We start from the raw sequence: 25,932 nt of genomic DNA, 5'->3' as shown, positions 1-25,932 counted from the left end.
TGTCTACCCCATGGCTTACACGTTCTTTGACGAGAACGGAGAGCTCGACCTGGCCGCGATCCGCGTGCAGACCGAGGCCCTCATCGACTGGGGCGCGGCGGGCATCACGGTTCTTGGGCTGGCCGGCGAGGTGCACAAGCTGTCGGCGGACGAGCGCGCCCGCGTCGTCGAGTGCGTCGGCGAGACGATCGCCGGACGCGTTCCGCTGGCCGTGACCGTCGCGGAGCGGACGGCCCGCGACCAGATCGCCTTCGGCCGGATGGCCAAGCAGTACGGAGCGAGCTGGCTGATCCTGCAGCCGGCCGCCGTGCGCGATGTGTCGGAGACCGAGCATATGCGGTTCTTCGGAACCGTCGCCGACGGCGTCGATCTGCCGGTCGGCATCCAGATCGCGCCGGAGTATCTGGGCCAGGGCTTCACGGTCAAAAGCCTGCTTGGCATGCAGGCCCAGCATCCCAATCTGACGATGATGAAGACGGAGATGTCGGCGCTCGGGGTGAGCGATTTCATCACGCGCACCGAAGGTGCTTTCGACGTCTTCAACGGTCAGGCCGGGGTTGGCATGATCGACTGCATCGAAGCCGGCTGCGCCGGCTTCATTCCGGGCGCCGAGACCGGCGACATCTCCTCGCGGATCTACCGCCTCTACGTGTCGGGCAACGAAGGCGACAGGGCGCACGCCCTGGCGCTCTACAAGGAAACGCTGCCCTTGTGGCACATGATGATGGAATCGATCGACACGCTGTTGGTCTACGGCAAACCGCTCATCGCACGGCGCCTGTCGGCGCTCAGCGGGATCAGCCGCCCGCCGCACAGCGCCGCCAGCGCTTTCGGCCGCGCCCGCATCGACCATTGGGCGCAGGCCGTTTTCGCAACGGCGGGAGGTGCGGCATGAAGCTGAAGAAGCCGGCCTACGACTGCCACGTCAATGTGTGGGACCCCGAGCAGTATCTGCCCGTCTACCACGAACAACTTGGCCGCGTGCGGCCCGGCGGTCTTCCGCCGGCAAGCGACGCCGACACGCTGGCGCGCGAGCTTGCGGCCTTCGACCGCATCATCGTGTTTAGCCCCCAGTACGGCGACAGCATCGGTATCCAGGGCGCCGAGCAAACCACGGCGGCGGCGGTCGCCAAATATCCGGACAAATTCGTCGGCTTCGCCTATGTCGATCCGCGCCGCCCCGACTACATGGAGCGGCTGCGGCACTCGATCGAAGAGCTGAAGTTCAAGGGCGTCAAGTTCGGCCCCATCTACAACGGGGTGGGACTCGACGACCCGCGCATGCAGCCAGTCTATGCCTATTGCCAGGCCAACGACGTGCCGCTGACGATGCACATGGGAACGACTTTCCCGCCCAAGACGCGCATCGATTTTGGCCGTCCGCTGCATGTCGATCCGGTTGCGCTCGCCTATCCGGATCTCAAGATCATCATGGCGCATATGGGCCATCCCTGGACGGCCGAGGCGGCGGTGATCGTGCGCAAGAACCCCAATGTCTACGGCGAAATCACCGGCCTCTGCTACCGGCCGTGGATTTTTCAGAAGTGTCTGGCCGAGATCCAGGACTATTCGATCGCCGACAAGGTGTTCTTCGGCACCGACTTCCCGTTCTCGACCTTCGACGAGGCGGTCGACGGGCTGCTCGCCTGCTCGCAGGAACGCGAGGAGGCGCGCGTGCCCCCCGTCAGCGCCGAGGTGATCGACACCATCTTATACAACAACCCGTTCGAGGCGTGGTGGCACACGCCGGTCTGAACGCGCCGTCGGAGCTTGTGGAGTTCCGGCTGATCTGGAGATGACTATGCTGACATATGATTTCACCGGCCAGAGCGTGATCGTTACTGGCGGCGCCGGCGGTATCGGGCTCGAGCTCGCGCGCCGCTTTCATGCCGCCGGCGCCTCGGTTTGGCTGTGGGACAACGCGCCCGACCGGGTGCAGGGCGCGGCCGACGCCATCGGTGCGGAGCGTGTCGACGCGACGGCGCTCGACATCACCGACAAGGCGCAGGTTGAAGCGGCGGCCGCGGACGTCTTGGCGCGCGCCGGGCGCATCGACATCCTGGTGAATTCGGCCGGCATCACCGGGCCGAACGAAACCGTCGCCCGCTACGATGCCGACGCCTGGCGCCGCGTCATCGACGTCAACCTGAACGGCACGTTCCTGTGCTGCCAGGCGGTGCTGCCGGCGATGCAGAAGGCCGACTACGGCCGCATCGTCAACATCGCCTCGATCGCCGGCAAGGAGGGCAATCCGAATGCCGCCGCCTACAGCGCATCGAAGGCGGCCGTGCTGGGGCTCACCAAGTCGCTCGGCAAGGAGCTTGCCGCCACCGGCATCCGCGTCAACGCCGTTACTCCGGCGGTCATCAGAACCGAAATCTTCGACCAGATGACGAAGGAGCACATCGATTACATGCTGTCGAAGGTGCCGATGGGCCGGTTCGGCACCGTCGAGGAAGCGGCCAAGATGTGTCTGTGGCTGGCCTCGGACGATTGCTCGTTCAGCACCGGTGCGGTTTTCGACATCTCGGGCGGGCGCGCCACCTACTAAGGTGCGCAAGCCGGGCACGGCGCCGCGCCCTAGCGGGCATTCGCGCCGTCGGCTCTACAGCCTGTCGAGGCCGAGCGGCAGCGCGCTGAGCGCCTCGCAGCCGGTCTCGGTGACGACGACGGTTCGGCTCTGCCCGACGCCGAACACGCCGAGCCGGCGCAGGGTCATCGGGAAATGGAAGGTCATGCCGGCTTCCAATGGCCGGGTGTTGTCGCGCGTGATCTGCATCGAGCCGCCGGCGATCCAGGTGGGTGGGAAGCCGATACCTACCGAGTAGCCGTAGAAGTCGTGGAACAGGATGTCGTCGCGGATGCGGTCGACGATGCGAGCGCCCGCCTCGGCGACCTCGCAGGCCCGCACGCCCGGCTTCATCGCCTGCATCATTGCTTCGATCGCCTCGGTGCCAACGGCCGCCACCTCCTCAACGAAAGGGTCGCGCGGTGCGCCGAGAACGGCGGTACGCATGAGCGGCGCGTGATACCAGTGGAGCGCCGGCGAGCATTCCAGGAACACCGTGTCGCCGAGCGCGACCGTGGCGCCGATCTGGGCATGATGGGGCACGCCCGACCGTGCGCCGACGGCGACCATCGGGAAGATCGAGAAGCCCTGCGTGCCGCCGGCAATCAGCGCATCGGCCATGGCGCCGGTGATCTCGCGATCATTCGCGCCGGGCCGGATGGCGGCGAGGGCGGCGCGCATAGTCGCGTCGGTGACATTCTGGGCCTGCCGCATCACGTCGATCTCGGCCGGGGACTTCACGGCGCGGGCATCCTCGACGAGACCGCTTGCGTCGGCAAAGCGCGCCGCCGGCAGGGCGTCGACGAGCGCGGCGTGCCGCGCAGCGTTCAGGAAATTGCCGCCGGCCTCCAGGCCAATACGCGTCCGGCCGAGGCCGCGCGCCGCAAGCGTCTCGGCGGTCGCGGCAACCGGATCGGCGCCGTTGCCGAAATAGACCGCTTCGCAGGCCGTGGCGCTGGCGTTGAAGCGCCCTTGCTCGAACTGCCACAGCAGCATGAACGGCGTTCCGTCGAGCGGCAGCACGAGGCACTGATAGTCCCAGATATTGAGGGTGTGGTGGCCGCACAGATAGTAGATGTTCGACGGATCGTGCAGCACGATCGCGTCGAGCTTGCGCGCGCGCATGGCGCCGCGCACGCGCTGTCGGCGCTGTTCGAACTCGGAGGCCGGGAAGATGTCCTCGCGGGTGACGGTCATGGCTGGCGGGCTTTCTGTTCGATGTCGATGTCGGTGTCTAGGTCGACGTCGGGGTCGAGCGGCCAGATCGGCCGCCGCGCCTTGCTGTAGTGCTCGGCGCGCAGCCGGGCCGGGCAGATGCCCGGTGTGTCGGCCACGAGAACGCGCCGGGCGAGCGGCCCGAACGCGGCGCGCCATGCAATCGCCGACTTCACCACGATCACCGGCTGCGCCTGCGGGTCGAGTCCCACCGCGGTCAGGATGCCCGTGTCGAAGGGCATGGTCCGTCGCCCTGTCAGAACCGCATGCAGCTTGCCATTGCTGACGACCGCGCAGCGGCCCATGCGGGTCACGAAGCCGGTCATATAGCTGCTGGTGTTGGTGAAGGAGGCGTCGCCAAGCCACTGCACCAGGCCCTTGAAGCGCACCGGACGGCCGTGCAGCGTGTCGGCCTTGGCGCCCACTGCCGCATCGAAGGCGCCGCCCGGGCCGGCGGTCTCCGCCTCCGCGACCGCGTCGGGATCGGTGATGACCACCACGCCGCCCAGACCGGCGGCAAGCAGTGTCTCCAGCACCGCCGTTCCGTCGCCGGCACTGCCGCCACCGACATTGTCGGAGGGGTCGACGACGACGGTGGTACCCGTCTGGTCGCTGGCCAGTGCCGCGGGCAGCGCCTCGAGTGTGACGAGCTTCGGCAACAGGGCGCCGCGCTGGGCCCATACCGCGGTGGCGAGGCGGTCGGCGACGCTTGCCGCCTGCTCCCGCTCGCGGGCATAGGCCAGCACGGTCGCGCCGAGATCGGGGCTGTCGGCGTAGGCAAAGCCCATCGCCAGCGAGACGCTGGAGATACCGGGCGCTGCCAGCGCCTCGCCGAAGGCTTGCATCGTGCCGGCCATCGACGGATCGCCGGTCGCCTGCACCAGCGGCACGGTGACCAACGGCAGCTTGCGCATGACGCCGGCCGGCGGGCCGTCGGGCGCCAGCGTTATCCGCGCGGCCTCACGGCCGCGCTCGGCCATGTCGGTGTGGGGGTAGGTGCGGTAGACGGACACGAAGCTCGCCGCCTCGAACAAGGCGGCGCTGATGTTGGCGTGATAGTCGAGGGTGACGCCGATCGGCGTCTTGGCGCCCACGGCCGCGCGCACGGCGGCGACGAAGCCGCCATCGGCATCGTCCAGACCGTCGACCACGGCGGCGCCGTGCAGCGAGATCAGCACTGCGTCGACCGGGCCAGCGTCGGCGAGCAGTGCCAGAAAGCGCTCCCGAAGCTGGACGTAGCAGTCGTGCTCGATCGGCCCGGACGGCACGGCGGCGGCGAACAAAAGCGGCACCGGCTCGTGGTCGTTTTCCTCCAGCCAGTCGAGCATCCCGCCGATTTCGCTGTTGGTGCCGGCAAAGGTCGGCGCCAGACCTGTCCCTTCGGCATACTGATACGCCTTGAAATCGGCCAGTCGCGTGCGCGCGCGGGCCCGCGTGTTGGTCTCGTGATAGAAGCCGCCGACCGCAACGCGCATCCGCCGTACCGACTCAGCCATGGGCATCGAGCGCGTCCGCCGGGCGGTGGCCGAGACGGCGCGAGATGGCAGCGGCGGCAGCGCGCAGCGTCGGCACGGTGGCCTCGATCTTGTCGTCTGTCATCCGCACTGCCGGCCCCGAAACGCTGATCGCCGCGATGGTGCGCCCCTCGACGTCGATGATGCCGGCGGCCACACAGCGTACGCCGGCGAAATGTTCCTCGTCGTCGATGGCCCATCCGCGCCCGGCGGTCGTCTCGAGCGCACCTGCCAGTTCTTCGCGCGTGCCGACGCGGTTCCCGGCGTCCGGCTGCATGTCAAGGCCGGCGATCAGCCCGGCGCGCTCGCGCTCCGGCGTGGCGGCCAGGAGAACCTTGCCGAGCGCGGTGCAGTACGCGGGCTCTCGCGTGCCGAGTTCGCCGGCCATGCGCAGCGGCTGCGGCGAGTCGATCCGGTTGATGACGACGACCTCGCCGCCGGCGAGCACGCCGAGAAAGACGGTCTCGCCGGTGGCCTCTGCCAGGTCGCGCAGGGAGGGCTCGGCGACGCCGTGCAGGCTGAGGCTTCGGCTGTGGTCGGCGGCGATCTTCAGCGCCCGCGGGCCCAGGTCGTAGCGCTGCGTGTGCGGATCCTGGTCGAGCATGTCGCCCGCCTGCAGCGAGGCCAGGACGCGGCTTGCCGTCGCCGGCGTCAGGCGAAGGGCGCGGGCCAGTTCGCGCACGCCGACGCCCTGACGCGACTGCGCGATGAACTCCAGCGCGTCCATGGCATTCAGTATGGCCCGGATGGGGGCGTCCTCGGCCGGCAGGTCTTGCGGCATCTTCGTTCTCGTCGCTGCGCTGCGGGCGGCACTCCGGGCTGCGGGCGGATTTGCAGGGCGCGGCTGCGCACGACGACAGCAAGCACAAAAAGGTCTCGACATGTCAATAAAAAATGAAACAGTGTACCAAGAAAGACGGAACGACGTTATGAATCTAGATCGGAGCGAGGGCCCTGCATCGGCGAGCGGCACTTGCGAAGCAGTGACGCGCAGTACCCCTTCGCGGCCCGGTATTCGGCGTTCGCCGATTCACCGCGCGGCGGTTCACGCCGACGCAATTTGCGGCTCAATCGGTCACCGGCCCCTTTTCGACCGGTTCTCCACCCTTTTCCCGCCATGCAAGGAGATGATGTCATGAGCGAAATGCCGACGACCGTCCAGGAGGCGATCGAAGCCTGCCGTCGCGAGCTTTATGCCGCCGTATTGAGCGACACGCTCGACCGCTACGGCCTGTACGATCAGTCACCGCGCGGTGGTCTGCGGCTGCTCGACGTGACGAAGCCGCTGTGCGGCCTCGCCCGCGTGGGCATCTACATGCCGGTTTATCACGACGACGAGGCCCTCGACGTGTACGGCGAGGAGATCGACCTCGTCGACAGCCTGCAGCCGAACGAGGTGCCTGTTCTGGCCTGTCACGGGCTGACGCACATTGCCCCCTGGGGCGAGCTGCTTTCGACGCGGGCACAGGTTTTGAAAGCCGGCGGCTTCGTCACCGACGGGTCGGTGCGCGATGCCCGCATGATCCGTGCGATGGGCTTTCCCGTGGTGTGTTCCGGCACGACGCCCGTCGATACCAAGTATCGCGGCAAGCTGGCGCTTTACGACGTGCCGGGCAGGATCGGCGGCGTCGACATCGCCAGCGGCGATCTCGTATTTGCAGACGAGGACGGCATGGTCGTCGTTCCAGCCGCGCGCATCCTCATGATCGTCGGCGAGGCGTTGTCCAAGGTGCGCGCCGAGACGACCGTGCGCAACGAACTGGCGGCCGGCGAAACCCTGAGAGACATCTTCACCCGCCACAGAATTCTTTGAGCCGACGTTGTCAGAGGTGATGCTTTTCGACGGTGTAGCGGGCCCCCGAAGGCTCTGCCAAGCGCCGGACCGCGGGGTTCAATTGGTTTCCTTCTCCGGTATGCCCCCGACGCCGGACCGTATTGATCGGCGATAGGCGTTGGGGGCGTGCCCGGTCCGCTTGCGAAACGCACTGGCAAAGTACTGGCTGGAGGAAAACCCGAGATCATGAGCGATCTGAGTGATGGTCCGGTTCGTGCGTTGCAAGAGGGCCTTGGCCTCGTCCATCCGGGTCTCGCGCAACCATGCTGCCGGCGAAAGGCCAGTCGAGCGCTGGAACAGGACATGCAACCAGCTCTCTGAGAGCCCGACCCGATCGGCAATCGCCGGCAGGGTCAAGCGCCCCTCGCGGTCGGCGCGCATGATGCGCATTGCGTGCGCGATCCGGGGGTCGGGCGCCTCGGTCTCCCGACGGGTCAGGGCGTCGAGCGAGGCTTCCAGGAAACAGATGGCGTGCGCGCGCACGAAAGCCTGCCGGGCGATGCCGCGCTCATAGGCATCCATGATGCTGTTGAGATGGTGCGCGTGTATCGGCAGCGCCGGCGCCGTGCGCAGGGCATCGTCCAGTCCGGCGATCAACGATCTGCGATCCTCGTCCGACAGGCCGAACGCACCGGGTCGATCCAGACGCACCTGCACCCAAATGATCTCGCTCGGCTCGAGCGCAGATCCGACCGCCCCATGCCGCTCATCCGGCTTCGTGCACAGGAGCTGGCCCGCCGACAGGTCGAGAACCTCCTGTTCAACCCACCAGGAAAGCCGCCCCCTGGTCACGACCACGAATTCGAACGCGCGGCCATGCGTGTGCTCGGGCAGCCCTCCGGAAATGGCCTCGTTCTGCAACGCCCGACCGATTTCCGGCAGCTCCGGCAGACTGGTAGCGCCGTCCTTGAACTCCGCTCGGTAGGGCAAGTGTTCGAAATCCTCCACTACAGAGCGGTGAACGCTGCCACAGCTGCCATCGTCTACACAACCGCGCCAAGCGAGAGCAGGGGAGGTAGAAGATGGAGAGAAGCGCAGCCGTACTGACTGACGAGCAGAGCCGCGCCTTGACGGAACAGGGGTTCGTGGCTGTTTCGTCCTTTGTTTCCGGCGACGAGCTCGATGCGATCAGGACGATGTTCGATCGCCTGTTCAAGGAGAAGGTCGGACAGGATGAGGGCCGACAGTTCGATCTTGCCGGCGGCAAGAGAGAAGGTTCCCTGAAATTGCCCCAGATCCTCGAGCCGTCCGACTACGCGCCCGAGCTACGCGATCTGGACGTCATCGCTCGCGCAAGCGCGATCACGCAGGCCTATTTCGACAGCGACGCGACGCCCGTCATGGGCGAACATATGATCTTCAAGCCCGCCCATGTCGGCAATGTCACGCCCTGGCATCAGGACCAGGCCTATCACGACCCGGCCATGGACGAGCGCAGCATCAATTTCTGGATCGCGCTTGACGACACCGATGTCGAAAATGGCTGCATGCAATATGTGCCTGGCTCGCATGGCAACGACGTGCTGCCGCATCATCCCATCGGCCATGACCCTTCGGTTCACGGGCTCGAGGTGGATGAGCCCGAAGCGTTGACGCACACGACGGTCGCCTGTCCGCTGCAGGCCGGGGGCTGCGTGATGCACTTGCCGAAGACGCTGCACTATGCCGGGCCCAATCGCACGGCCAGGCAGCGGCGCGCCTATATCCTGATCATTCAGGCGCCGCCCGTGAAGCGCGCCGTTCCGGTCGACAATTACTGGATGCGGCGCGATGGCGGCTAGACGGACCGGCGTTGCCGCGTTCGATGGGCTCCGGTTTGGCCGGGTCCGCGCTGGACCCCACCGCGGCTCAGTCGGCGACGGCTGCCTCGAGCTTCTCGATCAGGAGCGCGAGCGGGGGAAGATCCTTTGCCGAGGCACCGTAGCAGAAGCCGGTGGGGAACTGGAAATCCAGCGGTTGGCATGCCAATGGCCGCAGACCGAAGCGGGCGGCGAGGTCGGCCAGCGGCTGCGACAGACCCATCAGGCAAGCACCGCGCGCAGCCTGCTCCAGTGTCGTGGCCAGAGAGTCGGAACTGACCTGCACGCTCACGGGCCGATCGGCCTGGCGCTGGATGGTTTCGACGATGAATGGCCAGGCGCCGTCGCCATGGTACTGCACCCAGGGATGGGCGGCCAGTTCGGCGAGCTCAATGTCGATCGCGTCGGCAAGCGGATGGCTCGGCGGCGCGAACACGATGTAGCTGAGCGTTGCGGCCTGCACGACTTCCAGACCAAGACCACGGCAATAGGTGACATCGAAGCCGCCGGCATAAAGGTCGTACCTGCCGCTGGCGACCGCGTCGACCTCGGGCTTGGCGCCGGCAAGATGCACGTCGAATGTGAAGCCCGGATAGGTCCGGGTCACCTCGGCAACCACTTCGGGCAGTATCGTCAGGCACCAGTAGGGTCCAGCGGAGATGGTGATCCTTCCCTTGCCTTCACCCTTGAGCAACTGGATTTCATCGATCGCCCGCTGCGTCTCGATCTGCATCAGGCGGGCGCGCCTGAGCAGGACCTCTCCGGCGGACGTGAGCGACATGCCGCGCGCATGGCGGCGAAAGAGCGCCGTTCCGAGCGCGGTCTCGAGCTGATGAATTCTCCTCGACAGCGCCGGCTGCGTGATCGCGTGGGCCCGGCTGGCAGCCGTCAGGCTGCCGGTTTCGGCAACGGAGATGAAGTACGGCAGAAGCGCGGACAGATGCGACAACATATGATGTCAGCTTATAGGCGTATCAGAAGATAGCAATTCAATTTATCACTAGGCTGTGCGAGCCTCAGTCGAAACCAAGACCAAACGGGAGGAATTGATGCGTAGAATTCTCGGACCCACCATGGCGTGCGCGGCCTGCGCGCTGCTCGCGGTGCCGGCCGCGGCACAGGAGACCGAAGTCAACTGGGCGACCTTCTGGGTCGGCACCAATCCGCTCAAGCCGTGGGGCGAAGCGCTGCTGGAGGGTTTCAACGCCGAGTATGACGGCCAGTACGAGATCGTCACCGAGGAGATCCCCGGCGACAAGCAGTATCGCGACAAGATGCGGGCCGATGCGGTCGCGGACGCGCTGCCCGACCTGATCACCGGCAATACGGCCCTGATGAAGGATCTCCGCGACAGCGGCCGCGTCGTCGACCTGATGCCCTATCTGGAAGCCGATCCGGAATGGCGCGACAGCTTCTTCGACAATGCCTTCGACACCTATCTGACCGCCGAGGGCGAATTGTACGCGTTGCCCTATTCGCGCGATTACATCGGCATCTTCTACAACAAGGCGATGTTCGAGGAGGCCGGGATCGAGGAGTTCCCGCGCACCTGGGAGGCGTTCTTCGAGGCGTGTGACACGCTCAGCGCGGCCGGGTTCATTCCCATGGCCACCGAGGGCGACTGGACCACCCGGTTGATGTGGGCCAACATGATCGGGACCCAGCCTGGCGGCGCCGAGTGGCTGTCGACGGCCGGCGGCGAGGGCGATCTGGAACTGGTGGGCAATGCACCCGTGGTGGCGGGAACAGAAATGCTGCGCCGCATGTTCGAGGAAGGTTGCACCAACGAGGACGCCTTCACCGGTCAGTACGCCACCGGCGCGACGCTCTTCCTGCAGGCCGAGGCGGCGATGATCGCCAACGGGCCGTGGATGATCCCCAACATCAAGGGCGTCAACACCGAGACGGCGGAAGGGCTGGGCGAGGACGTCGACTATGCGGTCTCGCCGGGCGCCGGCGATGAGCGCGGACTCATCATCGTCACGGGCGAGGCCGGTTTTGCGGTGGGCGCCAAGGAACAGGACAAGATCGACGGTTCGGTCGCCTTCCTGAAGTACCTGACCAGCGACGAGCAGATGCTCAATCAGGCGGTGATGGTCTCGCGCTTCGGGCCGACGCGCATGGAGCTCAGCGAGGAGCAGCGTGGCCAGCTCGAGCCGATGCTGCTCGACATCGTGGCGGAGTCCGAAGACGTTCAGCACACCTATCCGCATACCAACATCACCATGCCCACCTCGATCATCCAGGAATTCATCAACAGCTGGCCGGTCTATGCCCGCGGTCAGATCGACACGGAAACGTTCCTGGAGATCCTCGAGGACGCGCAGTAGCGCGCCCCAGGGGGCGGCCGGGTCCCTCCCAGACCGGCCGCCCACCCTTCTTCCGCACGAAACGGATCCCATGCAAAAGAGCCTCGGCCTGTCGATCTTCGTGTCGCTCCTGCCGGCGATCGCGCTGTTCGTCACCTTTCTGGCATTCCCGTTCGCCACGATCCTAATGACCTCGTTTTTCGAGTGGAACGCGGCCGGGATGACCTTCAATGGCGGCGCCAACTATCTGGAGCTGTGGGACAGCCGATCCTTCAGGTCCGCCCTGCAGAACACCGCGATCTGGGTCGGGGCGGCCGTTCTGATCCATGTGCCGCTCGCCGCGGTGCTGGCGATGATCCTGTCGCGCCGCGTCAAGGGTTGGAAGGTGTTTCGGACCTTGTTCTTCCTGCCCAACATCGTCAGCTATTCGGCGCTCGCGATCGTCTTTCTGGGCTTCTACAACGCCCGCTACGGCGCTCTGAACATGCTGCTCGAGGATATCGGCCTTGGCCACCTTCAGCAGGACTGGCTGTTCCAGTACGACACGGCCCTTTATGCCCTGATCGCCACGTGGATATTCCACGTCGGTCTATACATGATCATCATCATGGCCGAGATCGCCTCGATCCCCGAGGACATGTACGAGGCCGCCGTCATAGAGGGGGCCTCTGAAGTACAGCAGGACTGGTACATCACGCTGCCGCTGCTGCGCAACGTGATCGGCACCTGCATGATCCTGACCGTCACGCAGTCGCTGATCTATTTCGAAGGCATCTTCCTGACGACCAAGGGCGGGCCGGCCAACGCCTCGCTCAACATGTCGATGGCGACCTACCGTGCCTTCGAGACCTTCGACTGGGGCGAGGCCAACGCCATCGGCATGCACATCGTGCTTCTGGGTGTCGTCGCCATCGTCCTGATCAGGCACGTCTTCCGCATCGGCGAGAGGGACTTCGATTGAGCGATCATGACCGCACGGCCTGGGGCCGCCCGCTCTGGCTGACCATTACCTACTACGCGATCATCGCCTGGTTCTGCTTTGCGATGCTGTTTCCGATCCTCTGGCTCGTGCTTGCGGCATTCAAGACCAACGCCGAGATCCTCAGCGCATCGGGCTACTTTCCGCGCCAGTGGAACCTCGACGGTTTCGAGGATGCGCTGACCGAAATCGGGCTGCTCCGCTATCTCGCCAACTCGTTCCTTGTCAGCGCCGGAGCGGCATCGCTGGTCGTCGTCGTCTCCGCCATGGCGGCCTACCCTGTCGCAAGGTTCGAGTTCCGTGGCCGCAACATCGTGGTCACAGTGTTCGCACTCGGGCTCGTCATGCCCTTTTCGGCCCTGATCGTGCCCGAGACACTGATCATCCGCACGCTCGGTCTGTATGACACACGCATCGGCCTGATGTTGCTCTATGCCGGGCTGTTCCTGCCGATCTCGTTCCTGGTCATGCGCGCCTTCTTCCTCTCACTGCCCCTGTCGATCGAGGAGGCGGCGATCATGGACGGGGCCAGCTACTGGCAGATCTTCACGCGGATCGTCCTGCCCTTGTCGGGCCCCGGCATCTCGACGGTCGCCATCATGATCTTCGTATTCACCTGGAACGAGTTCCTTTTCGCCACGCTGGTGCTGTCATCGGAGGACAAGCGCACCGCGCAGGTGGCGATCCGCTTCTTCCAGTCGCAGTTCGACTTCAACCTGCCCGGGATGTTCGCCGCCATCACCATCGTGATGCTGGTACCGATCATGGTGTTCATCGTGCTTCAGGAGCGCGTCGTGCGCGGCCTGACCGCCGGCGCCGTCAAGGGCTGACGGCATGAAGTGCGTCCTGGTCCTGTTCGATTCGCTGAACCGTCTGGCGCTGTCGCCCTATGCGAGCGATGTCGACACACCCAATTTCGACCGGCTGGCGGCGCGCACCACCACCTTCGAGCGGCACTATGTCGGCTCGCTTCCGTGCATGCCGGCGCGCCGCGACCTGCAGACCGGCCGGCTCAGCCTGTTCCACCGAAGCTGGGGACCGCTGGAGCCGTTCGACAATTCGCTGCCCGAGATGCTGCGCGCACAGGGCGTCTACACGCATCTGGTCACCGATCACTATCATTATTGGGAGGATGGCGGGGCGACCTATCACAACCGCTTCGACAGCTACGAAATGATCCGCGGCCAGGAGCGTGATCCGTGGCACGGCATCGTCGATCCGCCATTGGAGGACTGGCGCGCGCGATTCCACCCCAAACAATTCTCCGAGGAGCGCGGCACGACGTTCCGCACCTACATGGCCAACCGGGAGCGGATGACCGGCGCCGAGCCGATGCCTGCGGCGCTCACCTTCGATGCCGGCCTGCGTTTTCTGGAGCGCAATGGACGAAGTGAGGGCTGGTTCCTGCAGATCGAGACCTTCGATCCGCACGAACCGTTCTTCGCTCCGGACGACGATGTCGAGGCGGTGGCCGGCGAAATGCCCGGTCCGATCTTCGACTGGCCGCCCTATGCCAAGGTGACCGAGACCGACGCTGAAGTCGCGCAACTGCGTGCACGCTACCGGGCGCTGGTGCGCTTCTGCGATCGCCAGCTCGGCCGGTTGCTGGATGCTTTCGACAAGAACGACCTGTGGGATGACACCGCGCTCCTGGTCACCACCGACCATGGCTTCCTTCTGGGCGAGCACGATTGGTGGGCCAAGAACCGCATGTATGCCTACGAAGAGGTCTCGCACATACCGCTGTTCATCGGCACGCCCGGGCGCCAGGGCGGGGCGCGCTCCGCTGCGCTGACCCAGACGGTGGATTTGATGCCGACCATCGCCGACCTCTTCGGCTGTCCCGTTCCCGCCGAGGTGACCGGCCGGTCGCTGCTGCGCGCGCTTGACGGCGAGACGGTCCGCGACACCGCGGTGTTCGGCTATTTCGGCGGCGGCGTGAACATCACCGACGGCCGGTACACTTACTTCCTGTTCCCGGACGATCTGACCGCCGAGCCGCTCTACCAGTACACGCTGATGCCGACGCACATGAAGTCGTTCTTCTCGATCGAGGAACTGCGGGGCGCGGTGCAGGTGCGCCCTTTCGACTTCACCAAGGGCGCGCCGGTGCTGAAGGTCCCGCTGGTTGCCGGCTCGAGCTCCTTTGCGGCGCACGGTCCTGGTGCCGTCGTCGACACGCAAACCGTTCTGTTCGACCTACGCAAGGATCCCGGTCAGCACGCCCCGTATCGTGATGCAGCGACCGAAGCTCGGCTTTCGGAAGCGATCGCATCGGAAATGGAGCGTCACGATGCTCCGAAAGAAGCGTTCAGACGTTTCGCATTGACGCCGGCCAGTTGCTTGGGTGGTGCCGGGTAGCGTCGCGACGTTTTTCGCGGCGAGCCAATCTGGTCGTCCGCATCTGCTCCTTACCTTTGCGATGGCCCCAAGTCCGGGAAACCTGTGTTCTGCTGATGGCGGGTCGTGCCCCCGTCGCCATCAATTCGCCTGTGCCAGCCCGAGTTTGGCGAAGCAGAGCGTGGGCACGTTCGAAACAGGCTGGAAAGGGGGTTTGTGAGAACGCCATTTGTTTTGCATCGTGGAACTTGCATTTTGCAATGGAAAACGATAGGCGGGTGCCAAGGGCGGATTGCCACCAAGCCGAGATCATGGGGGAGGGTTGAATGCTGGAGTCGAAAGTTCGCGCCGGGGCAGGGGAGCACGGCGCAGAAGACCATCTGTCGTTTCCAAAGTCCAAGGCGCTCCATGAAAGGGCATGTCAAACGTTGGCCGGCGGCGTCAGCAGCCAGTTTCGCGCCGTGGGCTCGCCGCATCCCATGTTCTATACGCACGCCAAGGGTGCGCGAATCTGGGACGCGGACGGTCACGAACTGCTCGACTTCACCCTCTCTCAGGGACCCTGCATTCTGGGCCACTCGCATCCCGAACTGATTAGGCGAGTGATCGAGTCGCTCCAGTCGGGACAGCTTTTCGCAGGCCAGCACGTGGACGAACTCGAACTGGCCGAGGCGATCAAGGGCTGCGTTCCGTCAGCCGAACGGGTGCGTTTTGCGGTCAGCGGGTCGGAGGCCTCGCACGCGCTCCTTCGGCTTGCGCGTCACGTGACCGGACGACCCAAGTTCATCAAGTTCATCGGCCATTATCACGGCTGGCTCGATAACGTATCGTTTTCGGTCAATCCGCCGCGGGATGAATCCAACACACCGCCAGCGCCCGTCGCCTGGGGCGGGGGAATCCCGGCCTCGCTCGCCGAGGACGTCATCGTTCTGCGCTGGAACGACCTGGACCTGGTCGAGGAAGCGATGTCGGCCCATGGCGATAAAGTGGCCGCGATCATCACAGAACCGGTCATGTGCAACCAGGGGTGTATCGAACCGCTGCCCGGTTTCCTCGAAGGGCTGAGGCGGCTTTGCGACAAGTACGGCACGGCATTGATCTTCGATGAGATCATCACCGGTTTCCGGCTCGGCGCGGGCGGCGCGCAGGGCGAGTTCGGCGTGACGCCGGACATGGCCCTCTTCGGCAAGGCGCTGGGAGCCGGCTTTCCGCTCGCCGCGCTCGTCGGAAAGGAGAAGTTCATGGCGCCGCTGGCCAACGGTCAAGTCTATCACGCCGGCACGCTGAACGCCTCGAATGCATCCATCGCGGCCGGCCGGGCGGTCGTTGAAGTGATGGGCCGCAACAATGGCGAGGGGTATCGTCACGTACGTGAGACGGGGACGCGCTTGCGCGATGGCCTTGCCGCGATCGGCGAAGAAGGCCGCCTCAATGTGCGTGTGCAGGGGCCGGGCGCGATGTTCCACATGGGCTTCTCCGAGCGCGCGCGGGCACTCTCCTACGAGCACGTCTTGGACTACGACAAGGCCCTTTACAGCCGGTTCTGCCAGGGCATGCTTGCCCACGGCATCAGGCTGATCGAGCGCGGTCTCTGGTACGTCTCGCTGGCGCACACCGACGACGATATCGACCACGCGCTTGTGACCGCGCGCGAGGTACTCGAGGAGATGGGCCATTGAGCGGACATATTGCGGTCGTCGAGAAGACGTTCCTGGTGCTCGAGGCGATGAGCGAACTGGGGCGTAGCGCAACGCTTCAGGAGCTTGCCGAAACCACGGGCCTGCCGAAAGCAACGCTGTTCCGGATTCTGCAGACGCTGGCCAGGCTCGGCTATGTCGATCAGGACCAGGCCCGCAGCCGCTACGGGCTTACCTTGCGCATGTACGAGTTGGGCCGCGGGGATGGCTACGAGGATCTCCGCCAGCAGGCCCTGCCGGTCATGGAAATGCTGCACCGGCGATTCAACGAGACGGTCAACCTCGGCGTGCTCCAGGGTACGCATGTCATCTATGTCCACTACATCGAGACGACACGCAGCATTCGCTGGCAGGTTCGGCCGGGCGTGCGTGATCCCTTCCACTGCACAGCCCTCGGACGGGCGATCGCCGCGTTCCTGCCCGAAAAGCGCCAGCGCAAACTGCTCGATGCCATGACGCCGGTGCAGCGCACCCCGCTTTCGCCCACCGACCGGGCGTCCGTCGAGGCGCTGCTGCGTGAAACGGCCGAACGCGGCTGGGCCCAGGACGACGAGGAGAACGACGCCGGCGTCGCCTGCTTCGGCGTGCCGATGATCGAGGATGACATGCCGGTCGCGGGCATCAGCCTGTCGGTCGTCAAGAGCCGGCTGACGCCCGCGCTGCGCGAGGAAATCGTGTCGGTGATGGAGGAGATCGGCCCGCAGATGGCCCGCCGGCCGCGTCTGGTCTCCGGTGGAGCAGGGAAATGAGCCGGATCCTGCTTGCCGGGCTCTCCCACGAGACCCATTGCTTCGTCAACGGCACGACCGGCCTTGCCGACTTCGACATCGTGCGCGGGTCGGCGATCCTGGACTTTGCGGGCAACGGTTCGACGATTGACGGTTTTCTTGAAGTCGCCGCGGCGCAGGGCTGGGATGTCGAGCCCGCATGCGCCTATGCGGCATCGCCCTCCGCGATGGTCGATGATGCGGTTATCGAGGCGTTCTGGGCCGATCTCGAACCGGTGGCTCGCCGCGGACCCTACGACGCGGTCTATCTGAACCTCCACGGCGCCATGGTCTCGCAGAGCCTGACAGACGTGGAGGGCACGATTCTTGAGCGGCTGCGTGGCATCGACGGTCTTGCCGGCGTGCCGATCTTCGGTGTCTTCGACCTGCACGCCAACATGACGGCCCTGATGGCACGTCACGCCAACGGCCTCGTCTGCTATCGCGAAAACCCGCATATCGACGCGCGCGACAGCGCCGTGCGCGCGGCCGAGTTGCTCGCGCGATGTCTGAATGAGGGCACCGTGCCGCGTATGGTCGGCCGGCATGCCGGCATCGTCTGGCCGCCGACCGGAACCGGTACCGCCGAGGCTCCGATGCAAGATCTGGAGGTGCTCGCCCGGCGCATCGAGGAAGACAGCGAACACATTTGGGCGGTGAATGTCGTTGGAGGTTTCTCCTTCGCCGATGTACCGGAGGCAGGAGTGGCCTTCTCGGTGATCACGACGGGTGACCATGCGGAAGCGGAGGAAGCTCTCGACGCATTGTGCGACAAGGCATGGGAGTTGCGCGCGCAGGGGTTGCCGGAGGAAGACGATCCCGCGTCGGTGCTTGAGCGCCTGGCTGCCGATCCGCCGTCGGGGCCCGCCATCCTCGTCGAGCCGTCGGACAATGTCAGTGGCGGCGCTCCGGGCAACGGCACCGGCGTGCTGCGGGCGCTGCTCGCCGCCGACGCACAAAACGCCGGCGTGGTGATCGCCGACGCGGAAGCTGTCGGCGAACTGGAAGAGCTTGCGCCTGGTGAACACAAGACGGTCGCCATCGGGGGCAAGAACAATCCCTTCGACCCCGGCCCGATCGAGCTCGATGTCGAGTTGGTCTCGCGCAGCGACGGCAACTTCACGCTCGAGGACATCAAGAGCCACATGGTTGCCGCGCGTGGCAAGCACATCGCCATGGGCCCCAGCGCCGTCGTCCGCCATCGCGGCATCACCATCCTTCTCAATTCCCGCAAGACTCCGCCCTTCGATCTCGGCCAGTGGCGCAGCCAGGGCATCGACCCTGAAAAACTGTCAGTGATCGGCGTCAAGGCAGCCGTGGCGCACAGGCGCGCCTACGACAAGATCGCCGCGGCGAGCTTCACCGTCGAAACGCAGGGACCATGCATATCCGATCCCCGCAAGCTGCCTTACACGCGGCTCCAAAGACCGATCTATCCGCTCGATGAAAGTTGAAGCCACCATGATCAAGCACCACACCGATCCGTCCATGCCCCACTCTCATCTGCCGTTCAGCCCGGCGGTCCAGGTCGGCAACCTCCTGTTTGTCTCCGGGCAGGCTTCGGTCGATCCGACCGGACAGATCGTCGACGATGACTTCGAAGGCGAGATGCGACGGGCGGTCGGGAATCTCGAGGCGATTCTCAAGCATTGTGGCTCCGGCCTGGACCGTGTCGTCAAGACACAGAATTACCTCGCCGATCCGAAGTATCGCGATCAGTACAACCTGCTGTATCCGCAGCTGTTTCGGCAGCCTTTTCCGGCGCGGACCACGGTCACCAAGGGGCTGTCCGGAACGCTGAAATACGAGATCGACTGCATCGCCGTCGTGGGCGAGCAGTGATCGGCCTCTGATATGCCGAACTGATCGGGAGCCGACCGCGAAGTGGCGTCGGAACAGGCATAGTAATTTCGCATCGTGGAACTGTTATCTTGTATTTCGAAACAGGATTGACAATTCTCGGACTGCCCGTAAGCTTCCCAAATCCGCGTATACGAGGGAGATGACGCGATGCTGTGCAAGGGAATTGACCGTCGCCGGCTGCTGCTTTCCATGGGCGCAGCCGCAATGACCGGAGGCTTGTTGTCCTCCACGCGCCTGGCTTCGGCGCAACAGGGAAACAACGAGCCCGTCAAATTGCTGCTGGGCTCGCACATGGAATATCTGCAGACGTTGGCGCCCGATTACGCCGCCGCACACGGGCCGACGCCGGAAATCGAACTGGTCACGACCCCGGACCTGCCGGTGAAACTGAATTCGACCCTGATCGCGCGTCGAAGCCCCGGCGATGCGGTCTTCGTGACCGCGGCACTGATGTCGGGCCTCGCCGAAAAGGGCTGGCTCACGGACATGACCGATTTGATCGAGCAGGAGCTCCTGCCCAACGGTCTGATCGAGAATTCGCTCACCGCCGCCAACTATCAGGGCCGATACTTCGGTGTGCCCGTCACGATTGGCGCCCCGATCATGCATTGGAACAAGGCGCTCTTCGAAGCGAGAGGTCTCGACACCGAGGCTCCCAACAATTGGCACGCAACGCCGGGTTCCTGGGACACTTTGGTCGAGTACGCCAAGGAGATTAACGACCCCGACAACAACATCTACGGCATCACCGACAACTGGGGTGGTGTCGGCTCCATGTTCACGTTCGGCAGCCTGCTCCAGGGTGGCGGCGGCCGCTTCCTCGACGATGATCTGCAGCCGGTCATGAACTCGGAAGCCGGCGTGGAAGCGCTCAGCCGCATGGTCGACCTGCTCCATCTGCACAAGGTGATTGATCCGGCGGCAGTCACCTATACGTGGGTCTTTGACGCCTCGCCGGCCTATCTTGCCGGCCAACGCGGTATCTTCTTCACCTGGCCGTTCATCGCTGGGATCGCCAATGGCAGCGATGATTCCGCGATCCAGGGACAGTCAGGCTACGCTCCGAATCCGGCCCTGGAGACTTCGGCCTCCATCGACGGATCCGAGTTCCTCTCGATACCGGTCTTTGCCGACAATCCGGAAGGCGGGCGCCAGTTCATCAAGCTGGCGACCTCGCTGGACAAGCAGATCCTTCAGGGATCGACATCGCCATGGGCGCCTTCGGTCGATGCGGCGCTGAGCCACCCGGACGTCAGCGGCAACCTGCCCTTTGCCGAAGTGATCCGCCAATCGTACCAGTATCCGGTCGACGGTGGATATTCGCCCGACCGCGAGCGCTGGCAGGAGATCCTGACCGGGCAGCTTTCGCGCGCCTTCGCCCGCGAGGTCGCGCCGAAGGAAGCGCTCGACGAGGCGGTCAAGTTGATCAATGCAAGCCGCACCTGATCTATCTGCGGCCCACTCTGGCACGGCGATCGCCATCGGCGGCCGTCGTGCCGGATATCTGCGCCGCCGGGAGCTGGCCTTCAGCCTGCTCCTGGTTGCGCCGGCGCTCGTGCTGGTCGCCGGCATCTTCCTCTATCCGGCGATCTTCACGCTGACTCTGAGCGTGACCGAGTTCGACATGGTGCGCCTGCAGATCGGCGAGTTCGTCGGTTTGGAGAATTATGCCCGTCTGTTCGCCAATCCCGGTTTCATCGATACGATCTGGCGCACGATCTACTTCGGTCTGCTGATCTCTGTCGCTGCCACCGTGTTCGGTTTTCTGATCGCGCTGCTGCTCGACCAAAAATTCGCCGGGCGTACGGTCTTGCGCGTCGTTGTGGTTCTGCCGTGGGCAGTGCCTCCGGTGGTTGCCGGCGTCCTGTGGGGGCAGATGTTCCACGCCGATGTCGGCTTCGTGAATGCACTTCTTTATCGCGTCGGACTGATCGATCAGTACCGGATCTGGCTCGGCGACGGCTGGACGGCGCTGCACGTCATCGCGATCGCCGAGGTCTGGAAGGCGATCCCCTTCATGGTACTGTTCTTCCTCGCCGGCCTGCAGAGCATACCGCAGCAGTTGTTCGAAGCGGCAGCGGTGGACGGCGCAACGGTCTGGCAACGGTTCCGGTACGTGCTGCTGCCACTGATGGTCCCGATCGCCATCCCGCTGATCCTGATCCAGTTCGTGTGGGCGATGAAGGCGTTCGACACCATCTTCGTGCTCACCCGCGGGGGCCGGCCGGCAGCACGACAACATTGAACTATCTCGTCTATCGGGAGGCCTTCCAGTCCTTCGATCTGGGCCGCGCGGCGTCGGCCGCCTACATTCTGTTGCTCGTCACGCTGTTCGTCGTGCTCGTGATGTCCGTTGTGCGCCACTATCTCACGCTGCGCCAAGGGGCGACGACATGACCGCCTCGACCCGCCGGCGACTTGTCCGCCAAACCACGATCTACGGGTCAGCGCTCGTTGTCTTCGTGCTGATGGCATTTCCCCTGTACGGGCTCTTGTTGACCAGCCTGCAGCCCGAGACGGTGATCCGTTCGCGCGACGTGCAGTTCCTGCCGACGACGCTCGATTTCGAGCATTTTCGTGCGGTGCTGGCGCCCGGGCATATCGTTCCCCTTCGCGAGGGCATCTTGAACTCGCTGCTCGTCTCCATTCTGACGGCGGCGGTGTGTCTGATCGTTGCCCTGCCGGCCGCCTATGCGCTGTCGCGGTTGCGCCTGCCCGGCAAGAACGCGATGCTTGTGGCGATGGTCTCGGTCTACTTCCTGCCGACCACGATCTTTCTCATCCCGATGTTCGTGCTGTTCGTGTCCTGGGGGATCAACGACACATTCCTCAGTCTCGTACTGGCCTATTCCGGTTTCATTCTTCCATTCGAGATCTGGATCCTGAAGACCTTCATCGATCGGCTGCCGCGCGAAGTGGAAGATGCCGCGCGGATCGACGGGTGCACGCACATGCAGGTGATGCGCTACGTCGTGCTACCGATGGTGCGTCCTGGGATCATGGCCGGATTCATCTTTGCTTTCATCCTGTCCTGGATCGAGTTCCTGACGCCACTCATCTTCACCTCGGACATCAAGATCTCGACGGTCGCACTCGGCATGTTTCGCTCCACGATCGACATCGAGGTCGGACAGCAGGCCGCCGCAGCCGTACTGACACTGCTGCCGGTGGGACTGCTGATGATCGTCTTCCAGCGGCTGATCACCCAGGTGCTGATGGCCGGGGCGGACCGGTAAGCCCATGGGGGAGACTATGCGAATAGCCGTGATCGGCGTCGGCCTGATCGGAGAACTTCACGCCCGCATCTTTCGGCGAAACCCGCTGTGTCAGCTTGTCGCCATATCCGATACCGACTCAAGCCGCGTGCGGGAGGTGGCGGAAGCGCTCGATTGTCGGTCCTACACCGACTACCGCACGATGCTGGAGCAGGAGGAGCTGGACGCGGTCTCGATCGCGACGCCCGAGAGTTTCCGGCATGAACCGGCCGTCGAAGCCGCAAGACTCGGGCTCAAGATGCTGCTCGAGAAACCGTTGGGCAGGACGCTTGCCGACGTCGACGCGCTTATCGCGGCCTTGGCCGAAACCGGTGCGGAGCCGGCGGTGAATTTCATCCTTCATGCCGAACCGCGCTTTGCACGCATGAAGCAGATCGCCGCCGAAGGTGGCATCGGCGCGCCGGTGAGCGTCTCCGCGCGCCGTGTCGGCTCGCGCCTTGGTATCGAGAAGTACGCGCCCTGGACCGATCTCCTGTCGTCGACACTGATCCACGACATCGAGATGGCGATCGCGGTCAACCAGGCGCCGGTCGAGCGCGTCTACGCGGAAGCGGTCGTGCGCGCCTGCGCGCAATATGGGTGCCATGACGCGGTCGTGGCCACGATGCGCTTCGCCGACGGAGCCGTGGCGACGTTCGAGACCTCGTGGGTGCTTCCACCGAGCCAGCCCGAGCCACTTGATCCCTCCTTCCGACTGATCGGCGACAAGGGTTCGGTTGTCATAGAAGGCTCGTCCCAGGGCATGAAGATCGTCGGTGAAGAAGGCTACGTTCTGCCCGACATGACCCATTGGCCCATGTTGCCCGACGGCGTGGGCGGGGCACTGGCACATTCGCTCGACACATTCGTGGCGCGAGCCGACACCGGCGCGCCGCCGCTGGTCGGGCTGACCGAGGCGCGCCGGGCCGAAGCGGTGGTCGCCGCCATGAAACGGTCGATCGACGAGGAGCGACCTGTCCGCATGTCCGAATATGATTGAGGCAAGACGATGAGTGGAAAGGTAAAGCTGGCCGAGCACACATGGCCGGAGGTCAAGATGCTGCTCGAGCGTGATCCGGTTGCCGTGATACCGGTCGGCGCCTTCGAGCAGCACGGCCACCACCTGCCGCTCATGGTGGATGCGCATCTGGCGGGCAGCGTCTGTGAGGAAGCCGCCGAGCGCGCTTGCGAAGATGGCACCGCAATCGTCGTCACCCCAACCGTCTGGACCGGCTATTCACCCCATCACATGGATTTTCCGGGCTCGGTGACATTGGACGACGAGACGTTCTCGGCCGTCGTAGGGCAGGTAGCCCGCAGTCTTGCCCATCATGGCTTCCGTCGTATCGCGATGATCAACGGCCACGGCGGCAATATGAACCTTCTCAAGAATCTCACCCAGACCTTGTTCTACGAGCACGGAATTCGCGCTGCGGCAGCATCCTACTGGGACTTTGCGCTGGCCGAACTGGCCGATTGGCGTGAATCCGACAAGGGCGGAATCATGCATGCCTGCGAAATGGAAACCGCGTTGATGCTGGCCACGCGCCCCGACCTCGTCGACATGGACAAGGCATCGGACCATCTGCTCGATCGGTCGGCCTATTTCGGAGCTGACCTGCTTTCGGGCGGAGCCGTGGCGTCGGCCGCCAGTTTTCGCGAACTCAGTCCGACCGGCGTGATCGGCGCACCGTCGTTTGCCACGCAGGAACGGGGCGAGGCGCTGTTTCAGGCGATGGTTGCCCGGTTGGCCGCCTTCTTCGCCGACTTCGCGACATGGCCCCGTAATGACCAGGAGGAGACCCGCACATGAAATCGCCGCTCGGCTTGTACGCCTATCCATGGGACGTGATCGACGAGGGCGCCGACGCGGTTCTCGATGCGGTCGAGCGTGCCGGGCTCAATACCCTCTATCTTACCACCTGGTACCATTCGGGCATGTTCTTCCTGCCGCACAATCCCAAGCGGCGCCTCTACTTCCCCACCCCGGGTGCACTCTACTATCGACCCGGCGGGTGGCACGGCTCGCACCCATTGGCCCCGCCTGTCAGCGATCTTTCCGACGACTGGGAGGGTTTCTGGATGCGGTTGGCGGACCATGCACGCAAGCGTGGGATTTCGCTGAGTGCCTGGATGCCCGTTCTGCACAATTCGGGCGTCGGCACTGCACATCCGGACATGGTCGTCGAAAATCCGTGGGGCGACCGGATCACGCACACATTGTGTCCTTCCAACGCCCAGGTCGACGATCTCGTCCTCAACGTAATGGACGATATCGCATCGATGGGCTTGTTCGAACGGATCCTGATCGAGTCGATCGAATATCTCCCGTTGCGGCACGGCCATCATCACGAAGTTATCGGTGTGCCGCTGGATGCTGACACCGAATTCCTCAGCTCGCTGTGCTTCTGCCCGGCATGCATGCGCCGCATGAGGGAAGACGGCGTGGACGGCGAAATCGTGCGGTCCTGGGTGCGTGAAACCGTGGACAACGCGCTCGCCGGAAAGCCGCGCGAGCCAATGGGCTGGACAGAGCTGGAAGCTGGTGCCGGTGGCGCCTTTGGCGCGTATCTGAAGACACGCAACGCCGGACCCACGGACCTGATCGTGCGATCGGCAGAGGCGATCCGTGCGGCCGATGCGGACATGACGGTGGCATGTCTCGATTTCGGCCCGCTCTATCCACTCGGACCCAACGGGCGCGCCTGGCAGAACGGCAACGATCTGGACCGAATTATCCCGGCCATCGATGAGCTGCACCCTACCTTCTACTTCACCGATCCCGAGGTCCTGAAGGCAGCCGTCGCCCGCTACAACGAGGTCGTCGGTGATGACATTGCCCAGGTTCCGGCAATTCGCGCCGTCTTGCCGCAGACCGAAAGTGCTTCAGGCCTGTCGAGCCAACTCGCGGCGACGCAAGGCCGGGCATCGGGCTTCACCTTCTACAATTACAGCTTCATGGCGCTCGAAACGCTGGACTGGATCCGTTCGGGCCTGCACAGGAATGCGCCGGCCCTGGCGGGGGATCTGTCATGAGCGCCCCGACGGTTGAAGTTATCATCCATCCGGTCTGCCTGCGGTTCCGCTGGGACAGTGACGAACTGGTCTACATGTTCGCGTCCAACCCGGAGCAGCAACTCGACCGCATGGAACGCATGCTCGGGGTGTCACCGGACGACGGCGACCCGATCTTCCGCACCAATGTGGGGTTCCTTCCGGTCGCTTCGACGGTGCTGGTGCGCGGCGAACGGACGATGCTCGTCGACCCCGGCAATCATCACATCGGCGCCTATTCGATCCTGTGGCATGCGCTCGCCAGCCGCGGCCTGTCCTATGACGACATCGACGTGGTTGTGACCACGCATACGCATACCGATCATGCAGCAGCCATCGTGCATCTGCCCGGAAAGCCCTGGGTGCTCGGCGCCGGGGAACTGGCGGAAATGACCGCGATCGAAGGCGCGCCGATCGTCGAGGCCAAGAAGTCCATGATGGGCGAGATCACGGAAATCAGCGAACAGTGCACGCTCATGCCGGGCGTGACCGCGATCCCGACGCCTGGCCATACGGCCGGCCACATCTCGCTTCTGGTCGAGACTGCCGATGAACGCGTTCTGATCGCCGGCGATACGGCGATGATCCGCTCCGAATACACCGATCGCTCCTTCTCCCAGTGGTACGGACCCAAACAGCTTGCGCAGCTTCACGCCTCGCTCGACCGCGTTCAGGCGCTTGAGCCGACACTGGTGATCTGCGGACATGATCGGCCGTTCCGGCCTGCAGGAGTATGAC

The 25,932-nt window shown here is 64.6% G+C and carries 26 protein-coding genes; 21 read left to right on the top strand and 5 right to left on the bottom strand.

Going from position 1 to position 25,932, the window contains the following annotated elements:
- Nucleotides 1–10: 10 nt before the first annotated feature.
- The 3 genes from E0E05_RS09145 to E0E05_RS09135 are packed head-to-tail and all read left to right on the top strand — an operon-like array spanning nucleotide 11 to nucleotide 2,551.
- A complete protein-coding gene (locus E0E05_RS09145; protein WP_131616427.1) occupies nucleotides 11–895 on the top strand; it encodes a dihydrodipicolinate synthase family protein in 885 nt (294 codons plus the stop codon).
- Nucleotides 892–1,755, top strand: a complete 864-nt coding sequence (locus E0E05_RS09140) for an amidohydrolase family protein (protein WP_131616426.1) — start codon at nucleotides 892–894, stop codon at nucleotides 1,753–1,755. The genes E0E05_RS09145 and E0E05_RS09140 overlap by 4 nt, the downstream gene beginning before the upstream one ends.
- Before the next feature lie 46 nt (nucleotides 1,756–1,801).
- A complete protein-coding gene (locus E0E05_RS09135; RefSeq protein WP_131616425.1) occupies nucleotides 1,802–2,551 on the top strand; it encodes an SDR family NAD(P)-dependent oxidoreductase in 750 nt (249 codons plus the stop codon).
- A gap of 54 nt (nucleotides 2,552–2,605) precedes the next feature.
- Here the strand turns inward: E0E05_RS09135 and E0E05_RS09130 are convergent, their stop codons facing one another.
- Genes E0E05_RS09130 through E0E05_RS09120 form a run of 3 tightly spaced genes read right to left on the bottom strand, consistent with a single transcriptional unit; the run spans nucleotide 2,606 to nucleotide 6,079 of the window.
- Nucleotides 2,606–3,766 carry a M24 family metallopeptidase gene (locus E0E05_RS09130; protein WP_158629320.1) on the bottom strand — a complete coding sequence of 387 codons (1,161 nt, stop codon included), beginning with the start codon at nucleotides 3,764–3,766 and terminating at the stop codon, nucleotides 2,606–2,608.
- Nucleotides 3,763–5,286 carry a M81 family metallopeptidase gene (locus E0E05_RS09125; RefSeq protein WP_131616423.1) on the bottom strand — a complete coding sequence of 508 codons (1,524 nt, stop codon included), beginning with the start codon at nucleotides 5,284–5,286 and terminating at the stop codon, nucleotides 3,763–3,765. Before E0E05_RS09125 ends, E0E05_RS09130 begins: the two co-directional genes overlap by 4 nt.
- The gene (locus E0E05_RS09120; protein ID WP_158629318.1) at nucleotides 5,273–6,079 is read right to left on the bottom strand and encodes an IclR family transcriptional regulator; all 807 of its coding nucleotides are present in this window, start codon (nucleotides 6,077–6,079) and stop codon (nucleotides 5,273–5,275) included. Before E0E05_RS09120 ends, E0E05_RS09125 begins: the two co-directional genes overlap by 14 nt.
- Nucleotides 6,080–6,433: 354 nt before the next feature.
- Between E0E05_RS09120 and E0E05_RS09115 the strand changes: the two genes are divergently transcribed.
- Complete coding sequence (locus E0E05_RS09115; RefSeq protein ID WP_131616421.1) at nucleotides 6,434–7,111, top strand: RraA family protein; 678 nt, start codon at nucleotides 6,434–6,436, stop codon at nucleotides 7,109–7,111.
- A 78-nt stretch (nucleotides 7,112–7,189) separates the two neighbouring features.
- Here E0E05_RS09115 and E0E05_RS09110 read toward each other — a convergent pair whose 3' ends face one another.
- Complete coding sequence (locus E0E05_RS09110) at nucleotides 7,190–8,062, bottom strand: helix-turn-helix domain-containing protein (RefSeq protein ID WP_131616420.1); 873 nt, start codon at nucleotides 8,060–8,062, stop codon at nucleotides 7,190–7,192.
- A 92-nt stretch (nucleotides 8,063–8,154) separates the two neighbouring features.
- Between E0E05_RS09110 and E0E05_RS09105 the strand changes: the two genes are divergently transcribed.
- On the top strand, nucleotides 8,155–8,913 hold the full coding sequence (locus E0E05_RS09105) for a phytanoyl-CoA dioxygenase family protein (protein WP_131616419.1): 759 nt from the start codon (nucleotides 8,155–8,157) through the stop codon (nucleotides 8,911–8,913).
- Nucleotides 8,914–8,980: 67 nt separating this feature from the next.
- Here E0E05_RS09105 and E0E05_RS09100 read toward each other — a convergent pair whose 3' ends face one another.
- The gene (locus tag E0E05_RS09100) at nucleotides 8,981–9,883 is read right to left on the bottom strand and encodes a LysR family transcriptional regulator (protein ID WP_131616418.1); all 903 of its coding nucleotides are present in this window, start codon (nucleotides 9,881–9,883) and stop codon (nucleotides 8,981–8,983) included.
- Nucleotides 9,884–9,980: 97 nt separating this feature from the next.
- On the opposite strand from E0E05_RS09100, the gene E0E05_RS09095 reads away from it, so the two are divergent.
- The 16 genes from E0E05_RS09095 (at nucleotide 9,981) to E0E05_RS09025 (ending at nucleotide 25,931) form a co-directional block, all read left to right on the top strand.
- On the top strand, nucleotides 9,981–11,261 hold the full coding sequence (locus E0E05_RS09095) for an ABC transporter substrate-binding protein (protein WP_131616417.1): 1,281 nt from the start codon (nucleotides 9,981–9,983) through the stop codon (nucleotides 11,259–11,261).
- A 70-nt stretch (nucleotides 11,262–11,331) separates the two neighbouring features.
- Nucleotides 11,332–12,201, top strand: a complete 870-nt coding sequence (locus E0E05_RS09090) for a carbohydrate ABC transporter permease (protein ID WP_158629317.1) — start codon at nucleotides 11,332–11,334, stop codon at nucleotides 12,199–12,201.
- The gene (locus E0E05_RS09085) at nucleotides 12,198–13,049 is read left to right on the top strand and encodes a carbohydrate ABC transporter permease (RefSeq protein WP_131616415.1); all 852 of its coding nucleotides are present in this window, start codon (nucleotides 12,198–12,200) and stop codon (nucleotides 13,047–13,049) included. The genes E0E05_RS09090 and E0E05_RS09085 overlap by 4 nt, the downstream gene beginning before the upstream one ends.
- A gap of 4 nt (nucleotides 13,050–13,053) precedes the next feature.
- Nucleotides 13,054–14,580, top strand: a complete 1,527-nt coding sequence (locus E0E05_RS09080; protein ID WP_131616414.1) for a sulfatase — start codon at nucleotides 13,054–13,056, stop codon at nucleotides 14,578–14,580.
- Nucleotides 14,581–15,038: 458 nt separating this feature from the next.
- Nucleotides 15,039–16,238: an aspartate aminotransferase family protein gene (locus E0E05_RS09075; protein WP_210215689.1), complete on the top strand. Its 1,200-nt coding sequence runs from the start codon at nucleotides 15,039–15,041 to the stop codon at nucleotides 16,236–16,238.
- The gene (locus E0E05_RS09070; protein WP_131616412.1) at nucleotides 16,235–17,005 is read left to right on the top strand and encodes an IclR family transcriptional regulator; all 771 of its coding nucleotides are present in this window, start codon (nucleotides 16,235–16,237) and stop codon (nucleotides 17,003–17,005) included. Before E0E05_RS09075 ends, E0E05_RS09070 begins: the two co-directional genes overlap by 4 nt.
- A complete protein-coding gene (locus E0E05_RS09065) occupies nucleotides 17,002–18,477 on the top strand; it encodes a M81 family metallopeptidase (protein ID WP_131616411.1) in 1,476 nt (491 codons plus the stop codon). Before E0E05_RS09070 ends, E0E05_RS09065 begins: the two co-directional genes overlap by 4 nt.
- Nucleotides 18,467–18,865: a RidA family protein gene (locus tag E0E05_RS09060; protein ID WP_244597648.1), complete on the top strand. Its 399-nt coding sequence runs from the start codon at nucleotides 18,467–18,469 to the stop codon at nucleotides 18,863–18,865. Before E0E05_RS09065 ends, E0E05_RS09060 begins: the two co-directional genes overlap by 11 nt.
- Before the next feature lie 168 nt (nucleotides 18,866–19,033).
- On the top strand, nucleotides 19,034–20,332 hold the full coding sequence (locus E0E05_RS09055; RefSeq protein WP_131616410.1) for an ABC transporter substrate-binding protein: 1,299 nt from the start codon (nucleotides 19,034–19,036) through the stop codon (nucleotides 20,330–20,332).
- The gene (locus tag E0E05_RS09050) at nucleotides 20,316–21,131 is read left to right on the top strand and encodes a carbohydrate ABC transporter permease (RefSeq protein ID WP_131616409.1); all 816 of its coding nucleotides are present in this window, start codon (nucleotides 20,316–20,318) and stop codon (nucleotides 21,129–21,131) included. The genes E0E05_RS09055 and E0E05_RS09050 overlap by 17 nt, the downstream gene beginning before the upstream one ends.
- A complete protein-coding gene (locus E0E05_RS17345; protein WP_158629316.1) occupies nucleotides 21,128–21,283 on the top strand; it encodes a hypothetical protein in 156 nt (51 codons plus the stop codon). The genes E0E05_RS09050 and E0E05_RS17345 overlap by 4 nt, the downstream gene beginning before the upstream one ends.
- On the top strand, nucleotides 21,280–22,122 hold the full coding sequence (locus E0E05_RS09045) for a carbohydrate ABC transporter permease (RefSeq protein ID WP_131616408.1): 843 nt from the start codon (nucleotides 21,280–21,282) through the stop codon (nucleotides 22,120–22,122). The genes E0E05_RS17345 and E0E05_RS09045 overlap by 4 nt, the downstream gene beginning before the upstream one ends.
- A 4-nt stretch (nucleotides 22,123–22,126) precedes the next feature.
- Nucleotides 22,127–23,140 (top strand): Gfo/Idh/MocA family protein, encoded by a 1,014-nt coding sequence (locus tag E0E05_RS09040; protein WP_131616407.1) that lies wholly within the window; start codon nucleotides 22,127–22,129, stop codon nucleotides 23,138–23,140.
- 57 nt (nucleotides 23,141–23,197) lie between these two features.
- A complete protein-coding gene (locus tag E0E05_RS09035) occupies nucleotides 23,198–23,953 on the top strand; it encodes a creatininase family protein (protein ID WP_158629314.1) in 756 nt (251 codons plus the stop codon).
- Nucleotides 23,950–25,176: a glycoside hydrolase family protein gene (locus E0E05_RS09030; RefSeq protein ID WP_131616405.1), complete on the top strand. Its 1,227-nt coding sequence runs from the start codon at nucleotides 23,950–23,952 to the stop codon at nucleotides 25,174–25,176. The genes E0E05_RS09035 and E0E05_RS09030 overlap by 4 nt, the downstream gene beginning before the upstream one ends.
- A complete protein-coding gene (locus E0E05_RS09025; RefSeq protein WP_131616404.1) occupies nucleotides 25,173–25,931 on the top strand; it encodes an MBL fold metallo-hydrolase in 759 nt (252 codons plus the stop codon). Before E0E05_RS09030 ends, E0E05_RS09025 begins: the two co-directional genes overlap by 4 nt.
- The last annotated feature ends 1 nt before the right edge of the window (nucleotide 25,932 follow it).

Origin of the sequence: Roseitalea porphyridii (assembly GCF_004331955.1) — a bacterium.
Taxonomy (GTDB): Bacteria; Pseudomonadota; Alphaproteobacteria; order Rhizobiales; family Rhizobiaceae; genus Roseitalea; species Roseitalea porphyridii.
Note: the sequence above shows the minus strand (reverse complement) of the source record. Positions and strands in the feature narration are given on the sequence as shown.

Bases quoted from the DNA above. Each gene is read 5' to 3' on its own strand.
- E0E05_RS09035 (WP_158629314.1), top strand. From the start codon at position 23,198: ATGCTGCTCGAGCGTGATCCGGTTGCCGTGATACCGGTCGGCGCCTTC.
- E0E05_RS09135 (WP_131616425.1), top strand. From the start codon at position 1,802: ATGCTGACATATGATTTCACCGGCCAGAGCGTGATCGTTACTGGCGGC.
- E0E05_RS09055 (WP_131616410.1), top strand. From the start codon at position 19,034: ATGCTGTGCAAGGGAATTGACCGTCGCCGGCTGCTGCTTTCCATGGGC.
- E0E05_RS09140 (WP_131616426.1), top strand. From the start codon at position 892: ATGAAGCTGAAGAAGCCGGCCTACGACTGCCACGTCAATGTGTGGGAC.
- E0E05_RS09050 (WP_131616409.1), top strand. From the start codon at position 20,316: ATGCAAGCCGCACCTGATCTATCTGCGGCCCACTCTGGCACGGCGATC.
- E0E05_RS09065 (WP_131616411.1), top strand. From the start codon at position 17,002: ATGAGCCGGATCCTGCTTGCCGGGCTCTCCCACGAGACCCATTGCTTC.
- E0E05_RS09115 (WP_131616421.1), top strand. From the start codon at position 6,434: ATGAGCGAAATGCCGACGACCGTCCAGGAGGCGATCGAAGCCTGCCGT.
- E0E05_RS09090 (WP_158629317.1), top strand. From the start codon at position 11,332: ATGCAAAAGAGCCTCGGCCTGTCGATCTTCGTGTCGCTCCTGCCGGCG.
- E0E05_RS09100 (WP_131616418.1), bottom strand. From the start codon at position 9,883: ATGTTGTCGCATCTGTCCGCGCTTCTGCCGTACTTCATCTCCGTTGCC.
- E0E05_RS09030 (WP_131616405.1), top strand. From the start codon at position 23,950: ATGAAATCGCCGCTCGGCTTGTACGCCTATCCATGGGACGTGATCGAC.
- E0E05_RS09045 (WP_131616408.1), top strand. From the start codon at position 21,280: ATGACCGCCTCGACCCGCCGGCGACTTGTCCGCCAAACCACGATCTAC.
- E0E05_RS09130 (WP_158629320.1), bottom strand. From the start codon at position 3,766: ATGACCGTCACCCGCGAGGACATCTTCCCGGCCTCCGAGTTCGAACAG.
- E0E05_RS09025 (WP_131616404.1), top strand. From the start codon at position 25,173: ATGAGCGCCCCGACGGTTGAAGTTATCATCCATCCGGTCTGCCTGCGG.
- E0E05_RS09125 (WP_131616423.1), bottom strand. From the start codon at position 5,286: ATGCCCATGGCTGAGTCGGTACGGCGGATGCGCGTTGCGGTCGGCGGC.
- E0E05_RS09105 (WP_131616419.1), top strand. From the start codon at position 8,155: ATGGAGAGAAGCGCAGCCGTACTGACTGACGAGCAGAGCCGCGCCTTG.
- E0E05_RS09095 (WP_131616417.1), top strand. From the start codon at position 9,981: ATGCGTAGAATTCTCGGACCCACCATGGCGTGCGCGGCCTGCGCGCTG.
- E0E05_RS09120 (WP_158629318.1), bottom strand. From the start codon at position 6,079: ATGCCGCAAGACCTGCCGGCCGAGGACGCCCCCATCCGGGCCATACTG.
- E0E05_RS09080 (WP_131616414.1), top strand. From the start codon at position 13,054: ATGAAGTGCGTCCTGGTCCTGTTCGATTCGCTGAACCGTCTGGCGCTG.
- E0E05_RS09040 (WP_131616407.1), top strand. From the start codon at position 22,127: ATGGGGGAGACTATGCGAATAGCCGTGATCGGCGTCGGCCTGATCGGA.
- E0E05_RS09060 (WP_244597648.1), top strand. From the start codon at position 18,467: ATGAAAGTTGAAGCCACCATGATCAAGCACCACACCGATCCGTCCATG.
- E0E05_RS09075 (WP_210215689.1), top strand. From the start codon at position 15,039: ATGTTCTATACGCACGCCAAGGGTGCGCGAATCTGGGACGCGGACGGT.
- E0E05_RS09145 (WP_131616427.1), top strand. From the start codon at position 11: ATGGCTTACACGTTCTTTGACGAGAACGGAGAGCTCGACCTGGCCGCG.